26 protein-coding genes are annotated in these 23,187 nt (G+C 43.0%); 17 read left to right on the forward strand and 9 right to left on the reverse strand.

Annotation, left to right across the window (positions count from 1 at the left end):
• The first annotated feature begins 19 nt into the window (after positions 1-19).
• The 10 genes from AEQ18_RS03445 (at position 20) to AEQ18_RS03490 (ending at position 10,870) form a co-directional block, all read left to right on the forward strand.
• Positions 20-1,105: a prephenate dehydrogenase gene (locus AEQ18_RS03445; protein ID WP_054114969.1), complete on the forward strand. Its 1,086-nt coding sequence runs from the start codon at positions 20-22 to the stop codon at positions 1,103-1,105.
• Positions 1,106-1,114: 9 nt separating this feature from the next.
• Positions 1,115-2,404 (forward strand): 3-phosphoshikimate 1-carboxyvinyltransferase, encoded by a 1,290-nt coding sequence (aroA, locus tag AEQ18_RS03450; RefSeq protein ID WP_054114970.1) that lies wholly within the window; start codon positions 1,115-1,117, stop codon positions 2,402-2,404.
• Positions 2,401-2,907 (forward strand): shikimate kinase, encoded by a 507-nt coding sequence (locus tag AEQ18_RS03455; RefSeq protein WP_054114971.1) that lies wholly within the window; start codon positions 2,401-2,403, stop codon positions 2,905-2,907. Before aroA ends, AEQ18_RS03455 begins: the two co-directional genes overlap by 4 nt.
• Position 2,908: 1 nt before the next feature.
• Positions 2,909-3,760, forward strand: coding sequence for a prephenate dehydratase (pheA, locus tag AEQ18_RS03460; RefSeq protein WP_054114972.1), 852 nt, complete (start codon positions 2,909-2,911; stop codon positions 3,758-3,760).
• Between the two features lie 228 nt (positions 3,761-3,988).
• Positions 3,989-5,251: an LCP family protein gene (locus tag AEQ18_RS03465; RefSeq protein ID WP_054114973.1), complete on the forward strand. Its 1,263-nt coding sequence runs from the start codon at positions 3,989-3,991 to the stop codon at positions 5,249-5,251.
• 93 nt (positions 5,252-5,344) lie between these two features.
• Positions 5,345-6,193, forward strand: coding sequence for a DegV family protein (locus AEQ18_RS03470; RefSeq protein ID WP_054114974.1), 849 nt, complete (start codon positions 5,345-5,347; stop codon positions 6,191-6,193).
• Between the two features lie 178 nt (positions 6,194-6,371).
• Positions 6,372-6,842, forward strand: a complete 471-nt coding sequence (locus AEQ18_RS03475) for a DUF6530 family protein (protein WP_054114975.1) — start codon at positions 6,372-6,374, stop codon at positions 6,840-6,842.
• A gap of 17 nt (positions 6,843-6,859) precedes the next feature.
• On the forward strand, positions 6,860-9,145 hold the full coding sequence (locus AEQ18_RS03480) for an AAA family ATPase (RefSeq protein ID WP_054114976.1): 2,286 nt from the start codon (positions 6,860-6,862) through the stop codon (positions 9,143-9,145).
• A 188-nt stretch (positions 9,146-9,333) separates the two neighbouring features.
• The gene (locus tag AEQ18_RS03485; RefSeq protein ID WP_054115028.1) at positions 9,334-10,014 is read left to right on the forward strand and encodes a hypothetical protein; all 681 of its coding nucleotides are present in this window, start codon (positions 9,334-9,336) and stop codon (positions 10,012-10,014) included.
• Positions 10,015-10,018: 4 nt separating this feature from the next.
• A complete protein-coding gene (locus AEQ18_RS03490; protein WP_054114977.1) occupies positions 10,019-10,870 on the forward strand; it encodes a sce7725 family protein in 852 nt (283 codons plus the stop codon).
• A 320-nt stretch (positions 10,871-11,190) separates the two neighbouring features.
• On the opposite strand, the gene AEQ18_RS15670 is transcribed toward AEQ18_RS03490, so the two are convergent.
• The 3 genes from AEQ18_RS15670 to AEQ18_RS03500 form a co-directional block, all read right to left on the reverse strand.
• Positions 11,191-11,337, reverse strand: a complete 147-nt coding sequence (locus tag AEQ18_RS15670; RefSeq protein ID WP_160316048.1) for a hypothetical protein — start codon at positions 11,335-11,337, stop codon at positions 11,191-11,193.
• A 560-nt stretch (positions 11,338-11,897) separates the two neighbouring features.
• Positions 11,898-12,965 (reverse strand): DUF916 and DUF3324 domain-containing protein, encoded by a 1,068-nt coding sequence (locus AEQ18_RS03495; RefSeq protein WP_235505481.1) that lies wholly within the window; start codon positions 12,963-12,965, stop codon positions 11,898-11,900.
• A 28-nt stretch (positions 12,966-12,993) separates the two neighbouring features.
• Positions 12,994-13,785: a WxL domain-containing protein gene (locus AEQ18_RS03500; protein ID WP_082348594.1), complete on the reverse strand. Its 792-nt coding sequence runs from the start codon at positions 13,783-13,785 to the stop codon at positions 12,994-12,996.
• A 496-nt stretch (positions 13,786-14,281) separates the two neighbouring features.
• Between AEQ18_RS03500 and AEQ18_RS03505 the strand changes: the two genes are divergently transcribed.
• The 4 genes from AEQ18_RS03505 (at position 14,282) to AEQ18_RS03520 (ending at position 15,673) form a co-directional block, all read left to right on the forward strand.
• Entirely contained in the window at positions 14,282-14,650 is a 369-nt protein-coding gene (locus AEQ18_RS03505; RefSeq protein WP_054114980.1) for a hypothetical protein, read from the forward strand.
• Positions 14,651-14,685: 35 nt separating this feature from the next.
• Complete coding sequence (locus AEQ18_RS03510) at positions 14,686-14,961, forward strand: hypothetical protein (RefSeq protein WP_054114981.1); 276 nt, start codon at positions 14,686-14,688, stop codon at positions 14,959-14,961.
• Positions 14,958-15,245 carry a hypothetical protein gene (locus AEQ18_RS03515; protein WP_054114982.1) on the forward strand — a complete coding sequence of 96 codons (288 nt, stop codon included), beginning with the start codon at positions 14,958-14,960 and terminating at the stop codon, positions 15,243-15,245. Before AEQ18_RS03510 ends, AEQ18_RS03515 begins: the two co-directional genes overlap by 4 nt.
• Before the next feature lie 74 nt (positions 15,246-15,319).
• Positions 15,320-15,673 carry a DUF2200 domain-containing protein gene (locus AEQ18_RS03520; RefSeq protein ID WP_054114983.1) on the forward strand — a complete coding sequence of 118 codons (354 nt, stop codon included), beginning with the start codon at positions 15,320-15,322 and terminating at the stop codon, positions 15,671-15,673.
• A 169-nt stretch (positions 15,674-15,842) separates the two neighbouring features.
• Here AEQ18_RS03520 and mgtE read toward each other — a convergent pair whose 3' ends face one another.
• A complete protein-coding gene (gene mgtE, locus AEQ18_RS03525) occupies positions 15,843-17,201 on the reverse strand; it encodes a magnesium transporter (RefSeq protein ID WP_200908890.1) in 1,359 nt (452 codons plus the stop codon).
• A gap of 192 nt (positions 17,202-17,393) precedes the next feature.
• On the opposite strand from mgtE, the gene AEQ18_RS03530 reads away from it, so the two are divergent.
• On the forward strand, positions 17,394-18,350 hold the full coding sequence (locus AEQ18_RS03530; protein WP_054114985.1) for a DNA/RNA non-specific endonuclease: 957 nt from the start codon (positions 17,394-17,396) through the stop codon (positions 18,348-18,350).
• A gap of 77 nt (positions 18,351-18,427) precedes the next feature.
• Here the strand turns inward: AEQ18_RS03530 and AEQ18_RS03535 are convergent, their stop codons facing one another.
• Positions 18,428-18,670 (reverse strand): LexA family protein, encoded by a 243-nt coding sequence (locus tag AEQ18_RS03535; RefSeq protein ID WP_054114986.1) that lies wholly within the window; start codon positions 18,668-18,670, stop codon positions 18,428-18,430.
• Positions 18,671-18,874: 204 nt separating this feature from the next.
• Between AEQ18_RS03535 and AEQ18_RS03540 the strand changes: the two genes are divergently transcribed.
• Together AEQ18_RS03540 and AEQ18_RS03545 are read left to right on the forward strand one after the other, a co-directional pair.
• Positions 18,875-19,216 carry a helix-turn-helix domain-containing protein gene (locus AEQ18_RS03540; RefSeq protein ID WP_054114987.1) on the forward strand — a complete coding sequence of 114 codons (342 nt, stop codon included), beginning with the start codon at positions 18,875-18,877 and terminating at the stop codon, positions 19,214-19,216.
• A gap of 93 nt (positions 19,217-19,309) precedes the next feature.
• The gene (locus AEQ18_RS03545; protein ID WP_054114988.1) at positions 19,310-19,798 is read left to right on the forward strand and encodes an AmiS/UreI family transporter; all 489 of its coding nucleotides are present in this window, start codon (positions 19,310-19,312) and stop codon (positions 19,796-19,798) included.
• A 30-nt stretch (positions 19,799-19,828) separates the two neighbouring features.
• Here the strand turns inward: AEQ18_RS03545 and trpA are convergent, their stop codons facing one another.
• From trpA to trpC, 4 genes are read right to left on the reverse strand one after another with little or no spacing between them, the layout of a single operon-like run.
• Entirely contained in the window at positions 19,829-20,593 is a 765-nt protein-coding gene (gene trpA / locus AEQ18_RS03550; protein ID WP_054114989.1) for a tryptophan synthase subunit alpha, read from the reverse strand.
• Between the two features lies 1 nt (position 20,594).
• Positions 20,595-21,788 carry a tryptophan synthase subunit beta gene (trpB, locus tag AEQ18_RS03555; protein WP_054114990.1) on the reverse strand — a complete coding sequence of 398 codons (1,194 nt, stop codon included), beginning with the start codon at positions 21,786-21,788 and terminating at the stop codon, positions 20,595-20,597.
• Positions 21,769-22,431, reverse strand: a complete 663-nt coding sequence (locus AEQ18_RS03560; protein WP_054114991.1) for a phosphoribosylanthranilate isomerase — start codon at positions 22,429-22,431, stop codon at positions 21,769-21,771. The genes trpB and AEQ18_RS03560 overlap by 20 nt, the downstream gene beginning before the upstream one ends.
• Positions 22,428-23,186 (reverse strand): indole-3-glycerol phosphate synthase TrpC, encoded by a 759-nt coding sequence (gene trpC / locus AEQ18_RS03565; protein WP_054114992.1) that lies wholly within the window; start codon positions 23,184-23,186, stop codon positions 22,428-22,430. The genes AEQ18_RS03560 and trpC overlap by 4 nt, the downstream gene beginning before the upstream one ends.
• Between the last annotated feature and the right edge of the window lies 1 nt (position 23,187).

Genomic DNA, 23,187 nt, shown 5'->3' on the forward strand with positions numbered 1-23,187 from the left:
GAAGGAGAGGACAAGGGATATGACGCAACGGATTATGATCGCAGGTCTAGGGCTGATCGGTGCATCACTGGCAATATGTATAAAGAAGGAACATCCCGAGAGCTACCTGATGGGCTGGGATCATTGTCCATCGACGAATGAGATCGCCCGTCAGACTAACCTCGTTGCTGAAGTCCCAGCTTCTTTTGATGAAGGAGCCGTCCAGGCAGATATCATTCTGTTGGCATTACCCGTGGAAATCACGAAAAGTTATTTGGCGCGCTTAGGGCAACTACCCCTCAAGCCGAATGTATTGGTGACAGATACCGGCAGTACAAAATCAGAGATCAGTCAATTTGCGCAACAGTTTTCCTTTGATTTTATCGGCGGTCATCCAATGGCTGGCTCGCATAAATCCGGAATTCAAGCCGCAAATGGAGATTTGTTTGAAAATGCCTATTATATTTTTACGCCGAACGATGCTTCCCGTATCAACGAACTGGAAGCATTATTTCAAGGAACACGGGCGAAGTATGTGACACTGACACCAGCAGAGCATGATCAAATCACCGGTATGCTTAGTCACTTGCCCCACATCATTGCCTCTGGTTTAGTGAATCAAGCGGATACTTTCAACCAAGCGCATCCTCGGGCACAACAATTGGCTGCCGGAGGTTTCCGGGATATCACGCGAATCGCTTCGTCTGACCCGCGCATGTGGACTGATATTTTATTAAGCAATCAGCAGGCACTGCTGACGATGATCGATGATTGGCAAAAGCGGATGTCCACCGTCTCTCACTGGCTGCAAACGAAAGACGAACAGGCGATTTATGCCTTTTTCGAATCAGCAAAAGAAACCCGCGATCAACTGCCAGTCCATCAAAATGGCGCTATTCCAGCGTTTTACGATTTATTTATCGATGTGCCCGATTATTCAGGCGTGATCGCAGAAGTCACCGGACTGTTAGGGGAGCATCAGCTGTCATTGATCAATTTGAAAATTTTAGAAAGCCGTGAAGAGATCACCGGTGTCCTGCAGATCTCCTTCAAAAGCCAAAACGATTTACTGTTAGCAGAACAGTTAATCAACCAAAAAACGACCTACACATGTCGGATCAAATAGGAGAATACGATGAAATTAGTCAAAGCTACGCATTTAAACGGGACGATCGCTGTACCCGCTGATAAATCCATTTCTCACCGCAGCATTATGTTCGGTGCATTGGCTAAAGGTACGACAACCGTTCGCAATTTTTTAAGGGGAAAGGACTGTTTCAGTACCTTGCACGCTTTCCAAAAATTAGGCGTACCAATTACTGATGATGGGGAAACGATCACCATCGAAGGCCAAGGATTTGACGGGCTGAAACCTGCAGAAACGGCGATTGATATCGGCAATTCCGGTACGACGATTCGCTTGATGATGGGGATCTTGGCTGGCCAGTCTTTCGAAACGACCCTGTATGGCGATGATTCTTTGAATCGACGGCCAATGAACCGTGTGATGCTGCCTTTACGAGAAATGGGCGCAATCTTATCTGGCGATCAAAACACAGAATTTCCACCCATCACTGTTGCCGGGAAAGAATCGCTGCTGCCCATCACATATACGATGCCTGTAGCCAGTGCCCAAGTCAAATCAGCGATTATTTTTGCGGCCTTACAAGCCAAAGGTACATCTACGATTATCGAAAAAGAAGCCAGCCGCAATCACACCGAGGAGATGATTCGTCAATTTGGCGGAAATATCAGTACTGAAGGGAAAAAAATCACCGTCACGGGTCCGCAAACACTGCAAGGACAGGAAGTGATCGTTCCAGGAGATATTTCTTCCGCCGCATTCTTTTTGACCGGTGCAGCAATCATGCCGAAAAGCGACGTCACATTGACCAATGTCGGCATCAACCCAACGAGAACAGGCATCCTAGATGTATTGGAAGAAATGGGCGCAGACATGTCTATCCATGACCAAGATATGCAAAATCAATCTGCTACGATCGCTATACGTTCATCTGAATTGACAGGCATCACGATTTCCGGAGATATCATTCCACGCTTGATCGATGAATTGCCGATCATCGCACTCTTAGCCACACAAGCCAATGGTACGACTGTGATCAAAGACGCCGAAGAATTAAAAGTCAAAGAAACCAACCGTATCGACGCCACCGCCGAGGAGTTGCAAAAGTTAGGCGCGGATATCACACCGACTGCCGATGGACTGATTATCCATGGACCGACAAAACTGCATGGTGGTCAAGTTTCTAGTCGAGGCGATCATCGCATCGGTATGATGCTGCAGATCGCTGCATTGCTAACAGATGAAGATGTTGAGTTGGATTGGGCAGAAGCTGTGGCAGTTTCTTACCCTCATTTCTTTGATGATGTCACAACTTTAGCACAAGGTGGTGAAGTAAAATGAATGGCATCGTATTGATTGGTTTTATGGGTGCTGGCAAAACGACGATTGGCCAATTATTGGCTGAAGAAACCGGCTTGCCGCAAATTGACTTTGATGATTTGATCACTGAAGAAATAGGCATGAGTATCCAAGATTACTTTTCTATCCATGGTGAACCAGCTTTTCGAGAAATCGAGACCCGTATATTAGCAGAAACTTTGACAAAATCAGCCATCATTTCAACCGGTGGCGGGATTGTCTTGAAGGAAGAAAACCGAGGCTTGTTAAAAGAAATGCCTCGCGTCGTTTATCTAAAAACTGATCCGGCAGAATTGATCACTAGACTGCAAGGCGATGCTGAAAACATCCGCCCGTTGGTTTTATCAAAAACACCCGCTGAGATTCTGGCTGTCTATCAACCAAGAATTCCTTTTTATGAAGAAAGTGCCACGTTGGTGGTGGAAACGACAAACAAAGCACCTCAGGAGATCGTTGCAGAAATTATAACAAAAGTAGGTGAATAGTATGCAGATCGGTTATTTAGGTCCGGAGAACTCCTTCACATATCTTGCTGCCAAAGATGCCTTTGCCCATGAAACATTGGTGCCATACCCTTCGATCCATTTGTGTATCCAAGCATTGGTAGACGGCGTCGTGGATCGGTGCGTCGTGCCAAATGAAAATTCATTGGAAGGGTCTGTGCATGCGACGATCGACACGCTATTTAGAGCACAACAGCTGTCGATCGAGAAAGAACTCATTCTGCCAATCAACCATCAATTGGTGACAGCTGATGCTGGCAATGGCTCTTCTCCATTGATTACAAGAATTATTTCTCATCCTCAAGCACTAGCGCAATGTACCAATTTTCTAAACAGCCATTATCAACACGCTGTGATCGAAGCAGTTGCTTCAACCACGACTGCAGCGCTCTATGTTAAAAACCATCCCGATGAAACGGTGGCCGCGATTGCCTCCAAAGAAGCGGCAACTTTCTACGACTTGCACGTAGTGGCGGAAGATATCCAAGATGTCTCCTTCAATCAAACCCGTTTTTGGGTGATGAAACAAGGAGCAGCTCAGTTGGATGCTGTTTCTGACGATGCTGCTAAAGCAACGATTTTTGTTACATTGCCAGCCAATCAACCGGGCATTTTACACAAGATTTTGGCTGCTTTTGGCTGGCGTGATATCGATTTGAGTAAAATCGAGTCCCGACCGTCAAAAACAACGCTAGGGGAATATTTTTTTGTGATCGACTTGGTCGTGGATAAACCGATCCAATTGATAGCCAATGCGTTTGAGGAGATTCAGCTCTTAGGCAGTGGGGTCCATCTACTGGGTGTTTATCCAGTTGAAGAAAAGAAAGTGAGGTAGACCATGTCACAGTCTTTCATCCTTAAAGCGTCTAACGATGCGTTGGCATTGACAGGGTTTTACCAAGAGGTTCAAACAGTGCGTCAGCTGCGTCACGGCGCTATAAAACACCTGTGAAGCGCGTCTGTTTTCCTAGAAAAAGATTAAATTTTAAACAAACAGCTTTCTTTCTGTGAGGGGTAAGGTATCCTTATAGATAGAAAGCTATTTTATTGGAGGAAAACCGCAATGAGTCGGATGGAACGAAACAAAGAACTACATAAAAAATTGGCAGAAGAGAAACAGACATCGAAAGAGAGTATTTTTGCCCGCAGAACCATCGCGCAAGAGGCGCAGGATCCAGAAGATGACGCTGCCTATGATCAGTCTCTTGAAGATCAATCAAACACACATCGTCGTTCATCGTCGGTGTCTATTGATCCTCGCGTACCGCATACGCAGATCAGACAAGGCCATACGCAACACAACCGAGAGTCAAATACGAAGCAAAGCACTGCCCGCGGCACCGATTCAGCCAATCGTGGGCAATCGACAAATCAAGAAACCAAAAAACAAGCAAAAAAACAAAAGAATCAGCAAAAACAAGCACAGAAAAAACGTAAGAAAAGACCATTTTTAAGAATTGTTATCCGCATACTGCTCTTTTTATTGATTTATTCAGTCGGAGCCTTTTTTATTGGTCAACAGGTAGCAAGAAGCGACGCATCGATTCCAAAAGATGACGCTGAAACCTTTAATGGTGTCACATCAGCAGACGGCAGCAATAACATTTTACTGATTGGTAGTGACAGCCGCGAAGGGGAGACGGGCCGTGCAGATACCATCATGGTACTGCAACTAGATGGCGGAGGACAACCTAAGCTGGTCTCATTTATGCGTGACACATTGGTGACGATTCCTGGATATGGGGAAAACAAAATCAATGCGGCATACGCTTTTGGCGGTGCCGAACTGGTGCGACAAACGTTGGCTCAAAATTTTGGTGTTGAGACCAAATACTACACGAAGGTTGATTTCCAATCATTTGAGAAAGTGATTGATACATTATTCCCTTCTGGTGTCTCAATCAATGCCGAAAAAGATATGAGCAAAAATCTGGAAGTAGCCATCAAAAAAGGACAGCAGCAGATGAATGGGTTAGAATTGCTGCAATATGCGCGTTTTCGCATGGATGAAGAAGGCGATTTTGGTCGGGTGCGTCGTCAGCAACAAGTGATTGATGCCATTTTCAGCGAGATGAAAAATCCATTGTCGATCGCCAAATTGCCATATGCTGCGGGTAAAGTACTCGGCTACGCTTCAACCAACTTGCCAGTTACCTTTTTACTAAAGAATACCTTCTCCATTGCGCGGGGCGCCGCTGGTATTAAGCGCTTGACTGTTCCGGTCGATGACTCATGGCAGTATGGAAATTCGGCCACAGCAGGCAGTGTATTGGTCGTAGATTTACCAACAAATCAGCAAGCAATCACTGATTTCTTCAATCAGTAGGAAATGGGAAATCTTCTGAAAATCATTTGAAAGCAAGCAAAATTGTGCTATATTATTAATGACGTTTGAAATAGCTTGAAACGAGGAAAAAGAATGAAATTAGCCGTTGTAACTGACAGTACCGCTTATCTGCCGGAACGGATCAAGAATCATGAGGATTTGTTTGTCATCCCGATACCTGTTATCTTAGATGGAAAAATCTACAATGAGGGAATCGACATCGAAGCGGATGAATATTATGCACTTTTAAAAAACAGCAAAGAATTCCCCACCACTTCACAACCGGTTTTAGGAGAAGTGATGGATCTATATACTTCTTTGCGTGATCGTGGGTATGACACGATCATCAGTATCCACTTATCTAGTGGTATCTCTGGATTTATCAATACATTATATGGCATCAAAGATGAAATCGAAGGTGTTGAGATCATTCCTTACGATTCAAAAATCACCAGTATGCCTATGGGACACATGGTAGAAGCTGCGTTGGATCTTTCAAAGCAAGGCCAATCCTTGACAGATATTTTGGCTCATTTAGACATCATCAAAGAAAACACCTATGCCTATTTGATCGTCGATGATTTGAACAATTTGGTTCGTGGCGGACGTTTGACCAATGGTGCAGCATTGATTGGCGGACTCTTAAAAATCAAACCGATACTCACATTTGATGAAGGAAAGATCGTTCTTCATGAAAAAGTGCGATCCAGTAAAAAAGCCTTCAATCGCGCAGAAGATATTATCGGCCAGCGAGAAGCAGATATTGCTTATCCAGTGAAGTTCTATGTGATCCATGCCAATAATTTGGCTGTTGCCGAAGAAGAAAAAGAAAAACTGCAAGTCAAATACCCCAATGCCGACATTGAAATTGGTCATTTTGGACCAGTCATTGGTTCTCATTTAGGCGAAAAAGCAATCGGTATTGCACTTTCTGCACAATAAGCGACTGGATCAAGTTTATCGTTATCCCTAAGCGCATGCGTCAATCAGGTCGAGCACCTGATTGACGCTTTTTATCTAGTGAACGCCTCGTTGCATGTAAGTGTATTGCTTGAGTATCCGCTAGTAGATATCTATACTGATAAGTAGCATCAAACGCATTTAGTTAAGGAGTGTTCATGTGAAAATACCTGAAGATCAACAACATAAACCTGTAGTAAAAGTTGAGCATTACGATCAAATCGATGGTCGGAATGCCCTGCATACAGATGCCAAAGCACTATCCTTAGGGCTAGATCCTGAAAAAAATCCCAATGATATCATCGGTGCAATATGGCATGAACATGCTGATTCATCCATGGCGGCAGAAGAAATGCCTTTGACACGAATTTTAGACATGGCGATTTTGACTGCGCAGTCTAGCTTATACTTTCAAGAAGCCTATCGTCACGAAAAATTTTATGATCCAGAAAATCCATTGATCGATATTATTGGTATCCAAGGCAATCGAATGACAGCAGAAATCAATACAGAAAATCCTACTATCGATCCCGATATTTTGACTTTTTACGATACCTTGCAAAAAAATGGCGAATTGATTGGCGAAAGATATAAAATACTCAAACGGTTGCTTGAAGATTTGGGTTATTAAGAAAGGAGCCGATACATATGAAACAACCCGATTTTCCCTATGCAGTGACAACCGGGCGCGACTTCAGCAAGTTGGAACGAATGATGATCTGGCAAAAACCAGCGAGCCATCAGACGAGTGCTGAAGAATTGCGGATTGCCTCAGAGATTGCCGGTAATTGGGATGACCCTGAACTGAAATTATTCAATATCTTGTTAGAAGGTGATGCAGGTTCAGGCAAAACCCAATTGGCCAAAGCATTGTCCGCGGATCTACAGTTGCCTTATACAAAAATCACCTGCTTTGCCGATATGGATAAATCAGACATCTTCGGTGCGCTGCTGCCTGTGATCAATACGGATCAAGAAGAGGATAAAGACTTACTGGATGCCATTTACCAAAGCGATTGTTTTGATGATGTCCTGCAATTGATCGAACGTCACTTTTCAGTCACACCTGAACGTGGGAAAGAAAAGTTTGCTGAACTGATCCAGCGTATAGAGGACGCTGAGGACCAGCCAATCGTTCGTTATAAATACTATCCTTCTGAGATTGTACGAGCAATGGAGAAAGGCTATCTTTTAGAAATACAGGAACCAACAGTAATACGCGATGCTTCAGTGTTGGTGGCGCTAAACTCAGCATTGGAACAAAATGGCATGTTGAATATTCCGACGGGTTTTGTACAACGCCATCCAGATTGTGTGGTTGTAATCACCACCAATCGCAATTATCAAGGCAATCGACCGCTGAATGAGTCTTTGCGGGATCGGATGCAGCATGCAGAGAAAATGGATCTGCCGCCTTTAGGTGTGATGGTTGACCGCGGCATGGCCAAAACCGGCTACCAAAATCAAGCCGTTGCAGAGAAAATGGCTGAAATCATTCGCCTCTTAGACATCTCAGCTAAAGCGAACGCTATTAAAGGTGCAGCTGGCATGCGTTCCTATTTTTATTGGCTAAAAGCAGTCAAACGAGGACAAGATCCTTTGCAAACGATCCATCAAAAAGTATTATACAAAGTCACAACCGACAACAACGAATTACAACTATTGCAAACAGCTCTCGATACTTCAGGTCTTTTGGCACAATTGCGCTTGCTGATCCACGGACAGCCACTGCAAGACTTCAAGAAAGCAGCTGGCCGCCGTATTTCAGATGTGGAAGCACAAGAAAGAAATATCACGACCGAGGGACATGTTCAGTTAACAGCAGCTTTCAATGAGGAAGAACCCTCTACATCTGCAGAAAACGACACCTTGCCTGAGAAAACGTCTGATGAAACCCTTGAGGAAACAGTCTCAGAAAAAGAAACAGCGTCGCAAGATACGGCTGGATTATTCGAGGATACAGAGACAGCAAGTCAATCTGGACAAGCCGCAACCGGCACTGAATCAGACAACCAGGAGCTTGCAGATCATTCATTGACCCTTGAAGCTTTTGAGGCAACGAACAAAGAAGAAAAAGCCCACGCGTCAAAAACAGCACGCCAAGCGTTAAAAGAATCGATCCATGCCAAAGAAGGGCTGATCGTCCATCGACCAGCTGTAGATTTACATCTGCGAAAGGCCGCACAAGCGCTCATTCAACCCTTACACCCTGTGATTGATGCTTTGGTGAAACAAACGAAAGAATTGTTGGAAAACGAAGAGGGAAGTGTCTATCAAAAGGGCCAATATACCGGCACACGTTTTGATGCGAGTAAAGTCGTTTATCAAGACTTACGCACCTTCGACAAAAAGAATCCGCCCAATGAAACACCATCTTTGGCAGTAGCGATCCGCATCGACGAATCAGGATCTATGGTCAGAGAAGACCGCATCAAATATGCCCAACAAGCAGTCTTAGCGTTGACCGAGTTTGCCCAACAAGTCCAAATACCATTAATGATCTACGGCGATACAGCGGATACCTCAGCACGAGAAAAGACCTCGTTGTATGCCTATAAGGAATTTCACGAAGGATATGATTTTGTCCCAGAGAAGCTCATGACCATGAAACCACGGCAAAACAATCGAGATGGCGCAGCGTTACGCGTCTTAGCACATCACGTCAGCCAACAAGCAGCGACAACCAAACTCGTCTTGAATATCAGCGACGGACAACCAAAAGCATTGCCTGATTATACTGGGGAAAAAGCCAAGAGCGATATTCAGCAGGTGATTGCAGACTATGAACGTCAAGGGGTGTTGTTTTTGGCAGCTGCCATCGGTCAAGATCGAGATGTCATCAAATCGATCTATGGCCCAGAACGCTTCATCGACTTGTCTGATTTACACGCATTCCCGCAACAGTTGTTGCAACTTTTGGTGAGGTATCTATAAAGACACCGTGAAAACACGCAAACAGCTCCCTTAACGGGTCTTTGTTTGCGTGTTTTCAATAATTAAATTATGTAAACTTTGTTAAAACGAAAGAAATAGTCAAAATTTATGTCAGACACTTCCAAAAAGGGAACGTATGTTTTATACTTATGGAAGATTATTTTTCATTTGAGAAAGTAGGCATTGCTGTGAAAACCCCGTTAACGATCGAAATGGAAGAAGCACTCTATTATTATTGCCGTGAGAACAGCGACATCGTGGTTGAAGAAGTCGTGATGCCAGATGACCAAGGCATTGTCGATACGTTAAGCTGCCGTTTGACTGCAGAAAACGAATTTGAATGGCGCTGTTATGAATTAAAAGTCAGTTTGGCAGATTTTCGGTCAAAAGCAAAATTGTCTTTTATCGGTCACTATAATTATTTTGTCTTGCCAAAAGCACTCTACGAAAAGGTCAAAGACCAAATCCTTCCAGCAATCGGAGTACTGGTTTATCATTCTTTTATAGACAAAGAAAGTGGCAGGAAAGGCTATTTCAGCGTCGAAAAGAAGCCGCAGCGGCAACTACTGCAAGTTTCCGAAAAAGCGCTCTTGTTTCGTTTGATTTCAGCTCAAGCTAGGGAAGTTGGCAAAGCCAAGCAAACTGCCCGTGGATTAAGAGTCTTTTCGACGGAACGTTTATACCAGGAATTGAAGAAACGACAACCGGAATACGATTTGTTCGGGGGAGGCGTCAATTATTATGACCGCTTCATTGAAGATACCCAAAATCAAGCAATCGAAGCGCTAAAAGAAGAATTGGCTGCAACAAGGATTGCCTATGAAGCATTGGAAAATCGATTTTTGCACAACCAACAAGAGGGAAGGTGAGCGGGTGTATTATCCATATTTACGGGGCAAACAATTTGATTTGCTGGCATTGAAAACATTGTTAGAAGCAGATCTGCTATCAAAACAAATCCAACCGATCATTGAACCAGTCAAACAATCAAAAACTTTTTGGACACTGATTGATTTGTTTAAACAAAAAAATCATCCTTGTTTGATCATCGACAACCCGAGTGCAGGTGATTTCTTGACGGATGACGGATTGCAAGCATTGGCGGCCATTCCATTAGCCAAAGCAAGAATCGTTGAACAGCCCATCGAAACCTATGACACACAACCTGATATGTGGATCATTCATCACTCTGAGGCTGCTTTAGCAAGTGATTGGTCGACGAATCATATTCCAACATTAGTAAGCAAAGAATTTCGTCTGTTAACACATGTGAAAGGTCCCAAAATCCTTTTGGAAGATCCATTTACGCGCTTACCTAAAAATCTATTTTACACAGAATATGCCACAGAATTTTTTTCTTCACGAAAAAAGTCTTTTCATCAACTGGGATTTAACGGATACAGCGACTTTTCGATCGATAGCAAAATATATTACGAATCAAGTTATCCGTCAAATCGTATCGCACTTCACTGGATTTTTTTAGATGAAACGGCTGATCTACAGCTCGCACATTTGGTTTCTGATGACGAACTGCCTAGTCAGAAAGATAAATTTTTCCAAGTAATGGCACAACTTTCTGATCATGAACAACGATTTCCGACAAATACCGCTGGATTGCAATTGCTTCAAAATGCTGTTGATCAAGGAAAATTCCCAGGCATGGGTGTTATTCGCAAAGCATCAGTCATGAACCACTTGGAAATCGTCAGTCGCTTGTGGACCTAGGCAGGCATTTGCTTGCACGTGATTTGATTGATATATTTGTTATACTTATGTATTTTTTACGAATTTTTTCGCACGTAGCGTTGTTTTAGAGATATCAAGGGCAAATAAGTGGTTCTAAGAGGGAGGATGTAGGCATTTTTTAACAAATCTGGGACAGTAAGAAAAATTATTTATTTTAGTTTACATAATATATATTATACAAAGTTATGTAGAAAAAAGTTAAGACGCCAACAAGTCTGTTTTTATCCTTTTATGGTCCCTCTTAATCGTATTTTTACATAGAAACCTCTCTTTTTAGCCCAAATTCGTTACTTGTTGTTTCAAGTTCTTCTTTTTAGTGTTTTCATGATCAACTTGAAATTTGTTTGATACGTTTGTGGTCCCAGCGCTAACAAATCATCAATGATTGCATTGATGTGCATTTGTTGACCATGAATGATTTCTAAGCGTTGCTGGTCGATTGACAATTTGATATCTTTGAGGATAATCGTTTTAATTTGATATCGAGTTTTTCAGCTTGTCGCCGATATTGATCGATTCATTCGGCTTACAACATATGACTAATGATAATGATAAATTGACGAATTAACAGAAATAATATATACTATCTGTGAAATGAATTTTAGCATTTACTGCTTTGCGTAACTCGTTGCTGCGAGTTACGTTTTTTTGTGCAAAAAAAGACATCTAGCAGTTGCTGCCACTAGATGTCATGCGTCGACTTTAGTCTTGTTTTTTGTTTAGCCAATAGCCAAACAACACCGCTAGCAAACTAACTGCAAGCGGTAAGAGCACATGCTCAATAATGAATTTTAGCAATTTACTGCCCTCCCCTCAAAATTATAACATATTTATCAATTTTAATAATATGAATTCTATTTAAATCATATTTATGGCAAAATAATAGGAAACAAAAAGAAGCGAAGCATCTGTTACTCTTCCGGAAGATAATTTTTTTCAAAAGTTTAAAAATCAAAAAAGGAGCAGGATTTACTGCTCCTTTTTTGATTTCAATTCCATTCTGACATTAGTTATCTGGGCTCATGTGATTGAGATTTCTTTGCTTGACCAAAAGAAGAACTATAATGCTCAACAAACTGATTATCACAGCAGGGATGATCCACCACCAGTTTAGAGAATGATCGATGGTCACATCGCTTTGGTTGAATGTCTTTGCTTCCTCTGATTTGACTGTAAATGCTTTGGTCCATTCCCATGTGTTTTCTCCGGATGAAGCACTGATTTCTGCGACATAGCTGCCACTTTTGAAGAAATCCCCTGCTAAAGAAATTGGAAAATCAAAGGATGAGTTGGGCGCCATTTGCATCGTTTCTTTTTTCGTTTGGTACAGTATGTCATTGCTGCCTTTACGTTTTATTTTTGCCGCAACAGTTAGTTGGTTCACATAAGTGGGTAAGCTGTTGTGTATCGTTGCACTGAAGACGTTGCGATAGTTCAGTTGATCAGGGAATACATCCAGCAACGTCAAATCAGGCGACATGCTTTCTTGTTCATTTCTGGCCACCACACCAATCACATAAGCAAATTCATTTTCGATGGACAGTTGTTGGCTTTCATCGGTTTCTTCTGTTGTGTCTTCAGAGCCTTCAGATTCTTTTGTTTTTTGCAGTCTGATTCCTCCTGCCAATACGCCAGAGAATGGTTCTTTTGGCATTGTAAGGGTGATATCGATCGTTTTTGTTTCATTGGCTTTCAGTTTAACGATACCTGGGGTTGCCAATAACGCTGCGATCGACCAGTTCAATGACGCATCCGCGGTGTCCGCATCTTTCCCATACTCTACGACGCCATTGTTATTCGTATAGGCTGTATGGGCTGTAACATTGATGGTCAACGGTTCATTTTTTGCGTTGATCAAGGTTAATTTCAAAGCTTCTTTTGTATGAGGCGCCAACAATACATTGAAATAATTTTCACTATCGGCAAGCTGACTTTTCGGTAAATTTGGTGTGACATAAAAGTCAGCTCTGTCATCCGCATGGGTTAAGCTACTTCCGAAGAAGAAAAAAATCAGCATACTTATAGTAATGATGGACTTCTTTTCGAATACATTGTTTAATCTAAAAAATCGCATGCCGAAGAATTTCCTTTCCTATTTTCTACTAGTCGATGACATTTGCAGGTGTACTTGTTAACTCCCACGTCAGCGTTGCTGTATATTCTGCAGCATCTTTGGTGGCTGTTTTTGGTACAAAGAGTGTAATCGCGTCATTCAATACCTGTTCATCAGGCTCTGCTTTGTTCAATTTTTCTTGATCCCCCCAAACCAACGATGTTACACCTGCCCCTTCCCCGACTGTTTTGTCCTCTACGACTTTGGTTTGCGCATCTATTACTACAGTGTTGGAACTTTTCGCACCTATTTCCAATGTTTCAACGAATCCTGGTTTACTGATGTCATCCCCAGAATAATTCAGTACACCGGGGGTAAATGTCAGTGCAGCACCTTTAAGAATATTATTTTGGGTATTGTCTGATGTAAAATCACTTAGGCTGACCATTAGACTCCATCCAGCATTTGAACCACGTAAATCTTGTACTTGAACAAAACTGACATAGGGTACCTCTTTTCCATCTTTAGTCTTTGCTTTTTCTGCCAGCATTGTATATGTTTCGTCTTGAACTGAAATCTCTTGCGTCCCGAAGTCTAGATTCGGCGCATGAACGATGGCCAAAGGCCCTGCAGTTTCATCTGGTTCTTCTGGGATAATGTCTGGTTCTTCAACTGGCGGAACAATGATCGAAGGCCCATCTGGACTCTCGAACGTGATCGTTCCTTGCGTTTGCACAGATTTCAGTTCGGTTTCCGTCGTTTCTTCGGCAAAAATGGTCTGAGTACTGCCCAAAGCTAGGGCTGTGATGGTTGCTGCGGTTGCAATTTGATGACTTTTCATGATTTCATTCTCCTTCTTTCCTTTTGAACTTTTTTGGTGAACATAATGAAACAGATGGCCTTGCATCATCTAAATTAGTCCCAAAGATGCCCTCTTGGTCAACAAACAAGCTTACGTCGCAAGAGCGCAAACATTGGCACACCATTCACTATACATTCGGAAAGTTATTTTTAAAAAACCTGTTTTTTTAAAATGAAACAAAAAGAAATGAAAAGAACTACTTGTTGCGATACTGTCAGTATCCAATGATTTTTAAATAACTTTTCTGATAATGATTCAACGTATAATACTGCTTTCTCTAAAGGATTTTTTTTCAGACATTAGCCTATTCTGAGAAAACAACGCTCTTTTCTCATCCCCACATGTACCTTCTATCATGCTGAATACAAGTTTTGCCCGAATCGATGCTATTGTTGCGTAAAACGTAAATTTAAAAAACTGTTCGCTTTACAAAAGGGAACAAATGTTTGTATGATATAGCTAAGAGGTGATCGTGATGGGTATGATACAACCTTATGAAGATCGGAAAAAATTAAAATGGCAAGGTTTTTTTCTTTCTGAACATACAACGGAAATCGATACGGAAGCTTTACGGCAGTTTCACTGTCCGCCAAAGCAAGCACTCACACCAGAAGAAATCAATCAGTGTTTATTTGAAGCGATGAAAAAGAATTACACCGTAGCGATCCAACGGGAAGAAGTCGATCCAGAGGGGCACTATCCACCAGACATCATAGGCAAAATCAGCGGCTATGATTCCCTTGGTATCTATCTCAGCGGAGAAACGACGGAAAAGGTGCATTATGATGAAATTCGGCACGCGGCTTTTTTTGAAGAAAAAAAATGGTTTGATGTGGAAGGTTAAAGAGCAGGCTATGGCATAGAAAGGAATGATTGATCTTGGAAACGATGAAAGGAACAGTTTCAAAAATCAAAATGTTGTCTTTTGGGGCACCTCCCCTCTTGCGTTTTACGATTGGTACGACCAATTGCCTGATCGCTAAACATAGTTTGAACTTCTTAGGTGATGTGGATGAAGGCATGTATGTAGTCGTCGGCGGCTACTGGAACCCTCGTAAACAGTTTGTGGTCCAAAAATATACTGTGTATGGCAAGACAAAAATCATGTTGGACATGGATCACTGCCAACGACCTGTAAAGGTGGAACAATCATGAAAGCCCGTGATTTACTCACTGCTTTATCCAATGGCGCCGATCCAGAAAAATTGACTGGTATATACTTACAATACAAGGCGAAACTAGTTCCTTTCACAACGATCGCTGTGGATAGTCACGATCAATTGATCCTGTTTTTTGAACCCCACAAATCCGCCTTGACGCTAAAGGAATTGTATACGCAATTGATGCTGCACAAAAATTTGACCCTGCGTTATTGGGATGGTGCGCAACGGCAACCAGTGTATGGATTTCGTGAACAAGATGGGAAAATCATTTTCTGACATATCTTTTATACTGACACTCGACAATTCTAGCGCAATCACGTATGCTGAAGAAAAAGAAAGGAAGCAGACAAATGGCTAGACAACATATCACCGAAATCAGTTTTGCAAAGGTCTATCCCCTCTATATCGCTAAAGCCGAAAGAAAGCAGCGGTCTAAAGCAGAAGTAGATGCGATTATTCAGTGGTTGACTGGGTATGACCAAACCGGCATTGACACACAAGCTTCAAGCGCAGTGTCAATGGCTGATTTTTTTACTCAAACCCCGCGCTTGAACCCAGCTAGAAAAATGATCACTGGCGTTATTTGCGGGATCCGTGTCGAAGAGATCGAAGAGCCTATGGTGCAAGAGATTCGTTATTTAGATAAGCTGATCGATGAATTGGCCAAAGGCAAAGCGCTGCAAAAGATTTTGCGAGAAAGCTGATCGATCATTTTTTCAAAATAGGATTGTGTTTCTATGACAAAGCAACTATACTAGACATACCTTGGCAGGGGCATACGCCTAAGACACCCTCACTACGTTTACCATTGTAGTGAGGGTGTCTCTTTTTGGTTATTCATGTGAACATCTTCCATCATCTTTGGATAGCTTTTTACAACAGATGTCCCAGTAATGCATTCACCGATACAAAGTAAATAAACAACCCTGCGATATCTTTGATTGAAGTAATGATCGGTGCTGAGCCAGCTGCCTGGTCAATATTCAATTTGATCAAGACAAAAGGAACTAGGAAGCCTAATGCTGCAGCCAATGTCATGGCAAAGACCAATGAGATGCCGACAGCGACGCCTAGCATCGGGATACCTTGCCAAAAAGCAGCAGCTACACCAGAAATAACGCCCACGATCAGACCCAAACTCAAGCCGATCCAGATTTCTTTTAAAAAGTATTTAGTGAAAGATGAAAGATCTATATGCCCTAAAGACATCCCCCGAACGAATACTGTCGACGATTGTGTGCCGACGTTCCCGCCCATATCCATGATCAATGGAATAAAAATCGCGACGGCTGCAACTGATTCCAATGTCTGTTCAAATTCATCGATCACGACACCGGCTAACAAACCAGCAATCAATGTAATGACTAAGAAAGGCAGCCGTACTTTCCAGATTTGCCAAACATTGCCATTGATCAAGACGTTGCTGCGATCAGCTTCATTCGAGGCAACATCCGCTAACCCAGCCTGGTTGAACATATCCTCTGTCGCTTCTTGTTCCAGAATGTCGATGGCATCGTCGACAGTGACAATACCGACAATCCGGGATTCACGATCCACGACAGGAAGTGCGATCACATCGATCTCGTTCAACAAACGAGCTGCTTCTTCTTGATCGGTATCCGTCGCAACATAAATGACCTCATGGGACATGATGTCTGCAATCAATTGTGGGCCTTCGGCAATCAATAATTCTTTCAACGATAAAACACCCTGTAATTTTTTCGTTTGATCAGTGACATAGAGTGTATAGATCGTTTCTTTTTCTCTGGCTTGCAGGCGTACTTTTGCTAAAGCGTCCTCTACTGTCATTTCTTTTTTTAAGGTAATAAATTCTGGTGTCATCAAACGGCCTGCAGTTTCTCGTTCATAGCCTAAAAGCAAATTGGTTGCGTCCCTTTCAGAAGCCGTCAATGATTGCAGCAATTTCTTGGTGACGCTTGCTGGCAATTCATCCAATAACCGGACCCGAACATCAGGTGCCATGTCGTTGAAAAATTCAGTTGCGCCTTCATCCGTGAAAGAACGCAATAAATGGTGTTGCGCAGTTGGTTGTAGCGCTTCAAACAAGGCCAACGCCTTATCCTTTGGCAATAAGCGAAAAACAATGGCTTTCTCATTGGCGGATAAGGATGTGAAAACCTGTAATAAAGGCAATTCTTCAATCGTGAAAAGGAATGTTTTCAACGCCTCCGTGTCGTTTGTATGCAAATGATGTAAAAGTGTATCTTCCATGTATCTCATCTCCTTTTTCCATGTATCTTCTATGTCATCCTATCGCAACTAAATTCTATACGCAACACAAATCCTTTCTATTGAATAATAATGTGTTGCTTAAACAAATACAACAAGTAAGGTTGTGCTTGAACTCATCTGGATTTGTTATATAATAAACCGAGGTTAAAGAAAAAAGCAAAGGATAGCGATATGAAAAAAAAGACACATAAGATCCACAGTTTGATCGCAATTGGACTGGTTGGTTTGGCACTTTGGGGACAACAAACGTTCTTCTCTCCTGCTGAAGAACCGCAAGCCACCATCAGTGCCGCTGAGTCAGAATTGGCACAGTTGTCCTATGAGGGCACCCAGACGATTGAAGTCAACAACAATCAACCGACCTTTTCAAAAGAAGCACTGTCTACATCTGAAGGGGCTTGGGCACGCTACGGCGATTTAGACACCCTTAATCGAGCGACAGCCGCTGAAGCGATGCTGAATCAATCGTTGATGCCTACAGAAAAACGTGGCGACATTTCAAGTGTCAAACCAACAGGTTGGCATAACAAAGAGTTACCCAGCGGCAGTTATCTATACAATCGAACCCATTTGATTGGGTTTGCATTGGCTGGTGAAAATGCCAATTGGAAAAACTTGATCACAGGTACTAGTCAATTGAACAATCCTGAAATGCTGCGTTTTGAAATGGATATCAATCATTATTTGAAACAAAATGCCAGTCACTATGTCCGCTATGCTGTTACACCTATTTATCGCGGGGATGAATTGGTGGCCCGCGGGGTACACATGCAAGCCCAATCTATTGGAGATGACACGATTCAGTTCAATATCTATATTTTCAATATCCAAAACGGTGTTACGATCAACTACCAAGATGGTACTAGCCGCCTTTCTGACGAAACAAACCCGACGACTTCTACGACGAATAACAGTGAAACAACTGTAAGCGCCGATAATACTGATACCAGTCCTTCAGCGGATCAAGTCAGTTATGTCGATCAGCAAGGAAATGGCTTGATCAAAGGCTCAAAAAGCGGGATCTATCACCTGCCGGGTTCAAACTACTATGACGAAACAACCAATCCCAAAGAATGGTTCAAGACGATTGCTGAAGCAAAAGCGGCTGGTTATCGTGCACCAAAATAAAAAAGCCACTGGGCTTTTTTATTTTGGCATAAGGACGATTTTTTGTACTTGCTTCACGCGTCCACTTACGCTGTTGCTTACTCAGCTGCCTTGACTTCTGATACATAAGCACGTCCTTTATCCGTAAAACGCAGCCCCCGGGATTGGAAGCGGCGCTCGCGATAAATCAGTCCCTTTTTTTCCATCCGAACCAGATGACGATGAATCAGAGAAGTCGTCTTGATTCCTTCGTTGGCACAAATTTCTCTGACAGTAGGTGAACAACCTTGTTCTCGCATATAGCTATCAATAAATACAATAATTCGATCTCTTCGTAACATGTAGCGTCCCCTTTCTAAAAGATAGTTTTGTGTGATTTGAACCTTTACCTTGTATCTCGGATACCTCCGTTGCCCTTTGGTAATAGTATAAAGGAGATATTACCAGTGAACAACAGTTTTTTCTTTTCAGCCATAGTTTTCATCGCAATTCAATTCTTTAGCCCGTATCATAAAATTAACAAGCAAATGAAACGAGGAACATACATGAGTTTTGGCGAAAATCTAAAAAAATTCCGTGAAGACAAACAACTAGGCGTCAACCAGTTGGCGTTGAAATCTGGCGTCAGTGCGGCCCAAATCTCACGTTTTGAAAACGGCAAGCGTAAAACAGCCCACATCGATACCGCCAAAAAACTTGCAGATGCACTTTCAGTCCCCTTACCCTTGCTTATTGGAGAACCAGTGTATTATTCTCCAGAGGAGCTAAATGCACAACAACAGAAAATAATCAGTGTGGTCGATGATGCCATGTCCGAAGAAGAAATTGCCGACATCCTTGATTATATTGATTTTATCAAATTAAAGCGTAAAAAAAGTCAAAAATAGTTATTTTTTTTAATAAAAATGATTTTAATTTTACAACTCTTTTCATCCCTCCCTGTTTTTGTTATTCTAAATAAAGAATAAGGGAGGGTATTTATGTTAGGTATTGGATTATTTTTCGTTGGAATTACCTTAATAATCAATGGTTGGGGCAGTTTGTTGTCTGTTGATCATCGTTCATTATCATTGATCAATTTATGTACTGGCTCGTTATCATTCATCATCAACCTCATATACATGTTTCAAGGGGCTTATTACGAAGCAGGTACAGGCTTTCTCTTTGCCTTTACGTATCTGTTAGTGGGCATCTTGTATCTCTTTGATTTAGACATGCGGATTTATGGCATTTATGCGTTGTTCGTCGCAATCAACACGATTCCTTTTGCCTGGATCAGTTGGCAATGGGAAAATGACTGGGCCTTTGCCTTCATTTGGTTGATTTGGGGCATATTGTGGTTCTGTGGATTTTTAGATTCTGTGATGCATGTTGCTTTTGGCAAGTCAATCCACTATTTTGCGATCTTTTGCGGGGTCTTTACAACCTGGCTGCCAGGTATTTTGATGCTGACTGGTTTGTACGCATAGAAAAAAGCGATCTTAAGTGATCGCTTTTTTTTATGTGCGTAATTTGTTGAGAACATTTTCGGCTTCAGACAAAGACTGATTCAAAGCGGCCACGATGGCAGAACCGACCACTACGCCGCCGCAGATACGACTAAAGCGGTCGACATCAGCCTTAGAACGGATGCCAAATCCTGCCAATACTGGAATCGGGCTGATTTGGGAAACTGCTTGTAAATGTGCATCCAAACCATTTGAAAACTGGGCATCTTTTCCGGTCACGCCGTTCACTGTAACGGCATAAATAAACCCTTCAGCTTCTTCAGTCAATTCTTTGATCCTTGCGATGGGACTGGTAAGAGAAATCAAGGTGATCAAAGCGATATCGGTTGACGCCAATAATGGCGCGACTAAATCACGATGCTCAAAAGGCAGATCAGGAATGATCAATGCTTTGACTGCGGTTCCTTCAAGATCCGTAAGCAAAGTTGGGAAACCATAATGAAAAAATGAATTGGCATACCCCATCAAGATCAAAGGAACCTCCGTTTCTAACTGCTGCAGACTTTGAATGATCTTTTTGAACGTTGTGCCATGTGCCCGTGCTTGAATACCAGCTTGCTGGATGATCGGTCCATCAGCGACTGGATCAGAAAAAGGAATACCGATTTCAATGGCTGTCGCACCGTACGAAACCAATAAGTCGATCTCTGCTTGCAGTCGCGACAATCCATTGGCACCAGCCATAATATAAGGAACAAAAAGCGGTTTTTCTACAGCTTGCTGAGACATATATGTGGTAAATGATGATCGTGCCATCTTAAATCCCCTGCCTTTCTTCACGTTCTTTGATTTGTTGCACATCCTTGTCGCCTCTACCAGACAAACAAATGACTAATAACTGCTCTTTTCGCATCTGAGGGGCTGTTTTAAGGGCTTGCGCGATGGCATGAGCACTTTCTAGTGCCGGAATGATGCCTTCCGTAAGTGACAAGCGATAAAAAGCTGCGACAGCTTCTTGATCATCGATCGCTTGATAGGTTGCTCTTTCGATTTCTTTTAAGTAGGAATGCTCAGGACCGACCCCTGGATAGTCTAATCCAGCTGAAATCGAATAGGGCTCAATGACTTGGCCATCATCATCTTGGAGTAAGTGCATCCTGGCACCATGGAGAATCCCTATACTGCCTTTGGTCAACGTCGCTGCATGTTCAGCGGTCTGAATCCCTAGGCCAGCTGCTTCAACACCGACTAATTGAACAGACAAATCACTGACAAATGGATAAAACATCCCCATCGCATTGCTGCCGCCGCCGACACAAGCCATCACCAAGTCAGGCAAGCGGCCTTCTTTAGCCAAAATCTGTTGCCGCGTTTCCTTGCCAATCACACTTTGAAAATCACGGACGATTTCTGGGAAAGGATGAGGACCCAACACAGAGCCCATGACATAATGTGTATCCTCAACTGCCGCAACCCAATACCGCAAGGCCTCGTTGACAGCATCTTTCAACGTATGGTTCCCTGATGTGACCGAAATGACCTTCGCGCCCAATAACTCCATCCGAAACACATTCAACGCTTGCCGTTTGACATCGACAGCCCCCATGAAAATCGTACATTCCATGCCGAAGAGTGCCGCAGCTGTGGCTGTAGCGACGCCATGTTGACCAGCACCCGTTTCTGCGACTACTTTCTGCTTCCCCATCCGCTTGGCCAATAAAACCTGTCCTAGCGCATTGTTGATTTTATGCGCCCCGGTGTGGTTCAAATCTTCTCTCTTGAGATAAATTTTGGCTCCCCCTAGTTCTTTTGTCAGATTTTCAGCAAAGTATAACGGTGTTTCCCGCCCGACATATTCTTTCAGATATGCTGCCAAAGTTGCTTGGAAGACAGGATCCGCTTGCGCCTCGCGATAGGTTGCTTCTAATTGCTGTAGGGCGAACATCAAGGTCTCTGGTACGAATTGACCGCCAAAGGGTCCGAAAAAGCCTTTATTTGTTGGTTGTTTCATTGATTGACAACTCCTTCACTTTTTTGATAAATGCGGTGATTTTAGCGGTATCTTTTTGTCCATTGGTCTCGACCCCGCTAGAGATATCGACAGCATACGGATGAAAACAGCTGATGGCTTGCTGGACATTGTCTTGATGCAAGCCACCTGCAATAAATAGGGGTTTGCTGACGGTGATTGCCTTAGCAGATGTATCCCAGTCGAAAGTCTGCCCATTCCCTCCAGCGTAGACAGTTTCTTCAGCAGGCGCATCCAATAACACAAAATCGGCTGGCGACTGGGTCAATTCCCTTTGCAAGGTGGCTGCTTCTCCATTGAAAGACTGGATGACTGACAGGTGTAACTGCTGAAAAGCACCGACAGCAAGTGCTTGTTGGACAGAATCTGTCAATCGGCCATGCAGTTGAATATGCGTTAAGCCAGCGATCTTCGCCACCTGTTTTATTTCGCTAAAAGTCGGCTGGACAAAAACACCGACCTTTGCGATATGTTGCGGAACATGCTGAGTGATTGCTTGCACGGCTTCCGGGGTGATCGAACGCCGGCTTTTGGCGAATACAAAACCCAGATAGTCAGCACCGGCAGCAACCGAGGCGGCAACATGAACGGATTGGGTCAATCCGCAAATCTTCACTTTCGTCATGGGCGAGGTACCTGCAGTTCTTTGACGGTCGCTGCGATATCCGTGCTGCGCATCAGGGTTTCCCCCACCAATATCCCTTGATAATCCCGTGCCACCTGAGCCACATCACGGTCTGTTCGAAACCCAGATTCACTAATAAAAATCGTATCGGCTTGTTTCGGTGCCATGGCGACACTTACGTCGATGGACACATTGAATGTCCGCAGATCACGGTTATTGATACCGATGATCTTGGCACCTATCGCTAGTGCCCGTTGCAGCTCTTGCTGATCATGGACTTCAACCAGTACTTCCAGTCCTAGCGCATAGGCATCTGAATGCAAATTGGCAAGTTGGTGATCAGATAGCGCCGCAACGATCAGTAAAACGATACTTGCCCCTGCATTTTTTGCCCGCAGCAATTGTTTTTTGCTGATGATAAAATCTTTGCACAATAAAGGGATGTCCACAACTTGACTGACTTTGCGCAAATCTTCAATCGATCCATTGAAGTATTGTTCGTCGGTCAGGACAGAAATCCCGCTGACACCTGCCTGTTGATAGGCGATGGCTTGCGCAACACAATCAACAGTCTGATTGATCACACCTTTGGATGGAGATGCGCGTTTGACCTCACCGATCAGATGCATATGCGCTGGGGATTGTTGTATCGTTTGATACAAGGATGGACGATTTTTTGTATCCAGTAGCGGTTCCTCAGGCATATTGGCTATTTCTTCGGCTTTCGTGGTTAAAATACGTGTTAAAAAATCCATT

Source organism: Enterococcus sp. RIT-PI-f (assembly GCF_001297065.1).
Lineage (GTDB): Bacteria > Bacillota > Bacilli > Lactobacillales > Enterococcaceae > Enterococcus_D.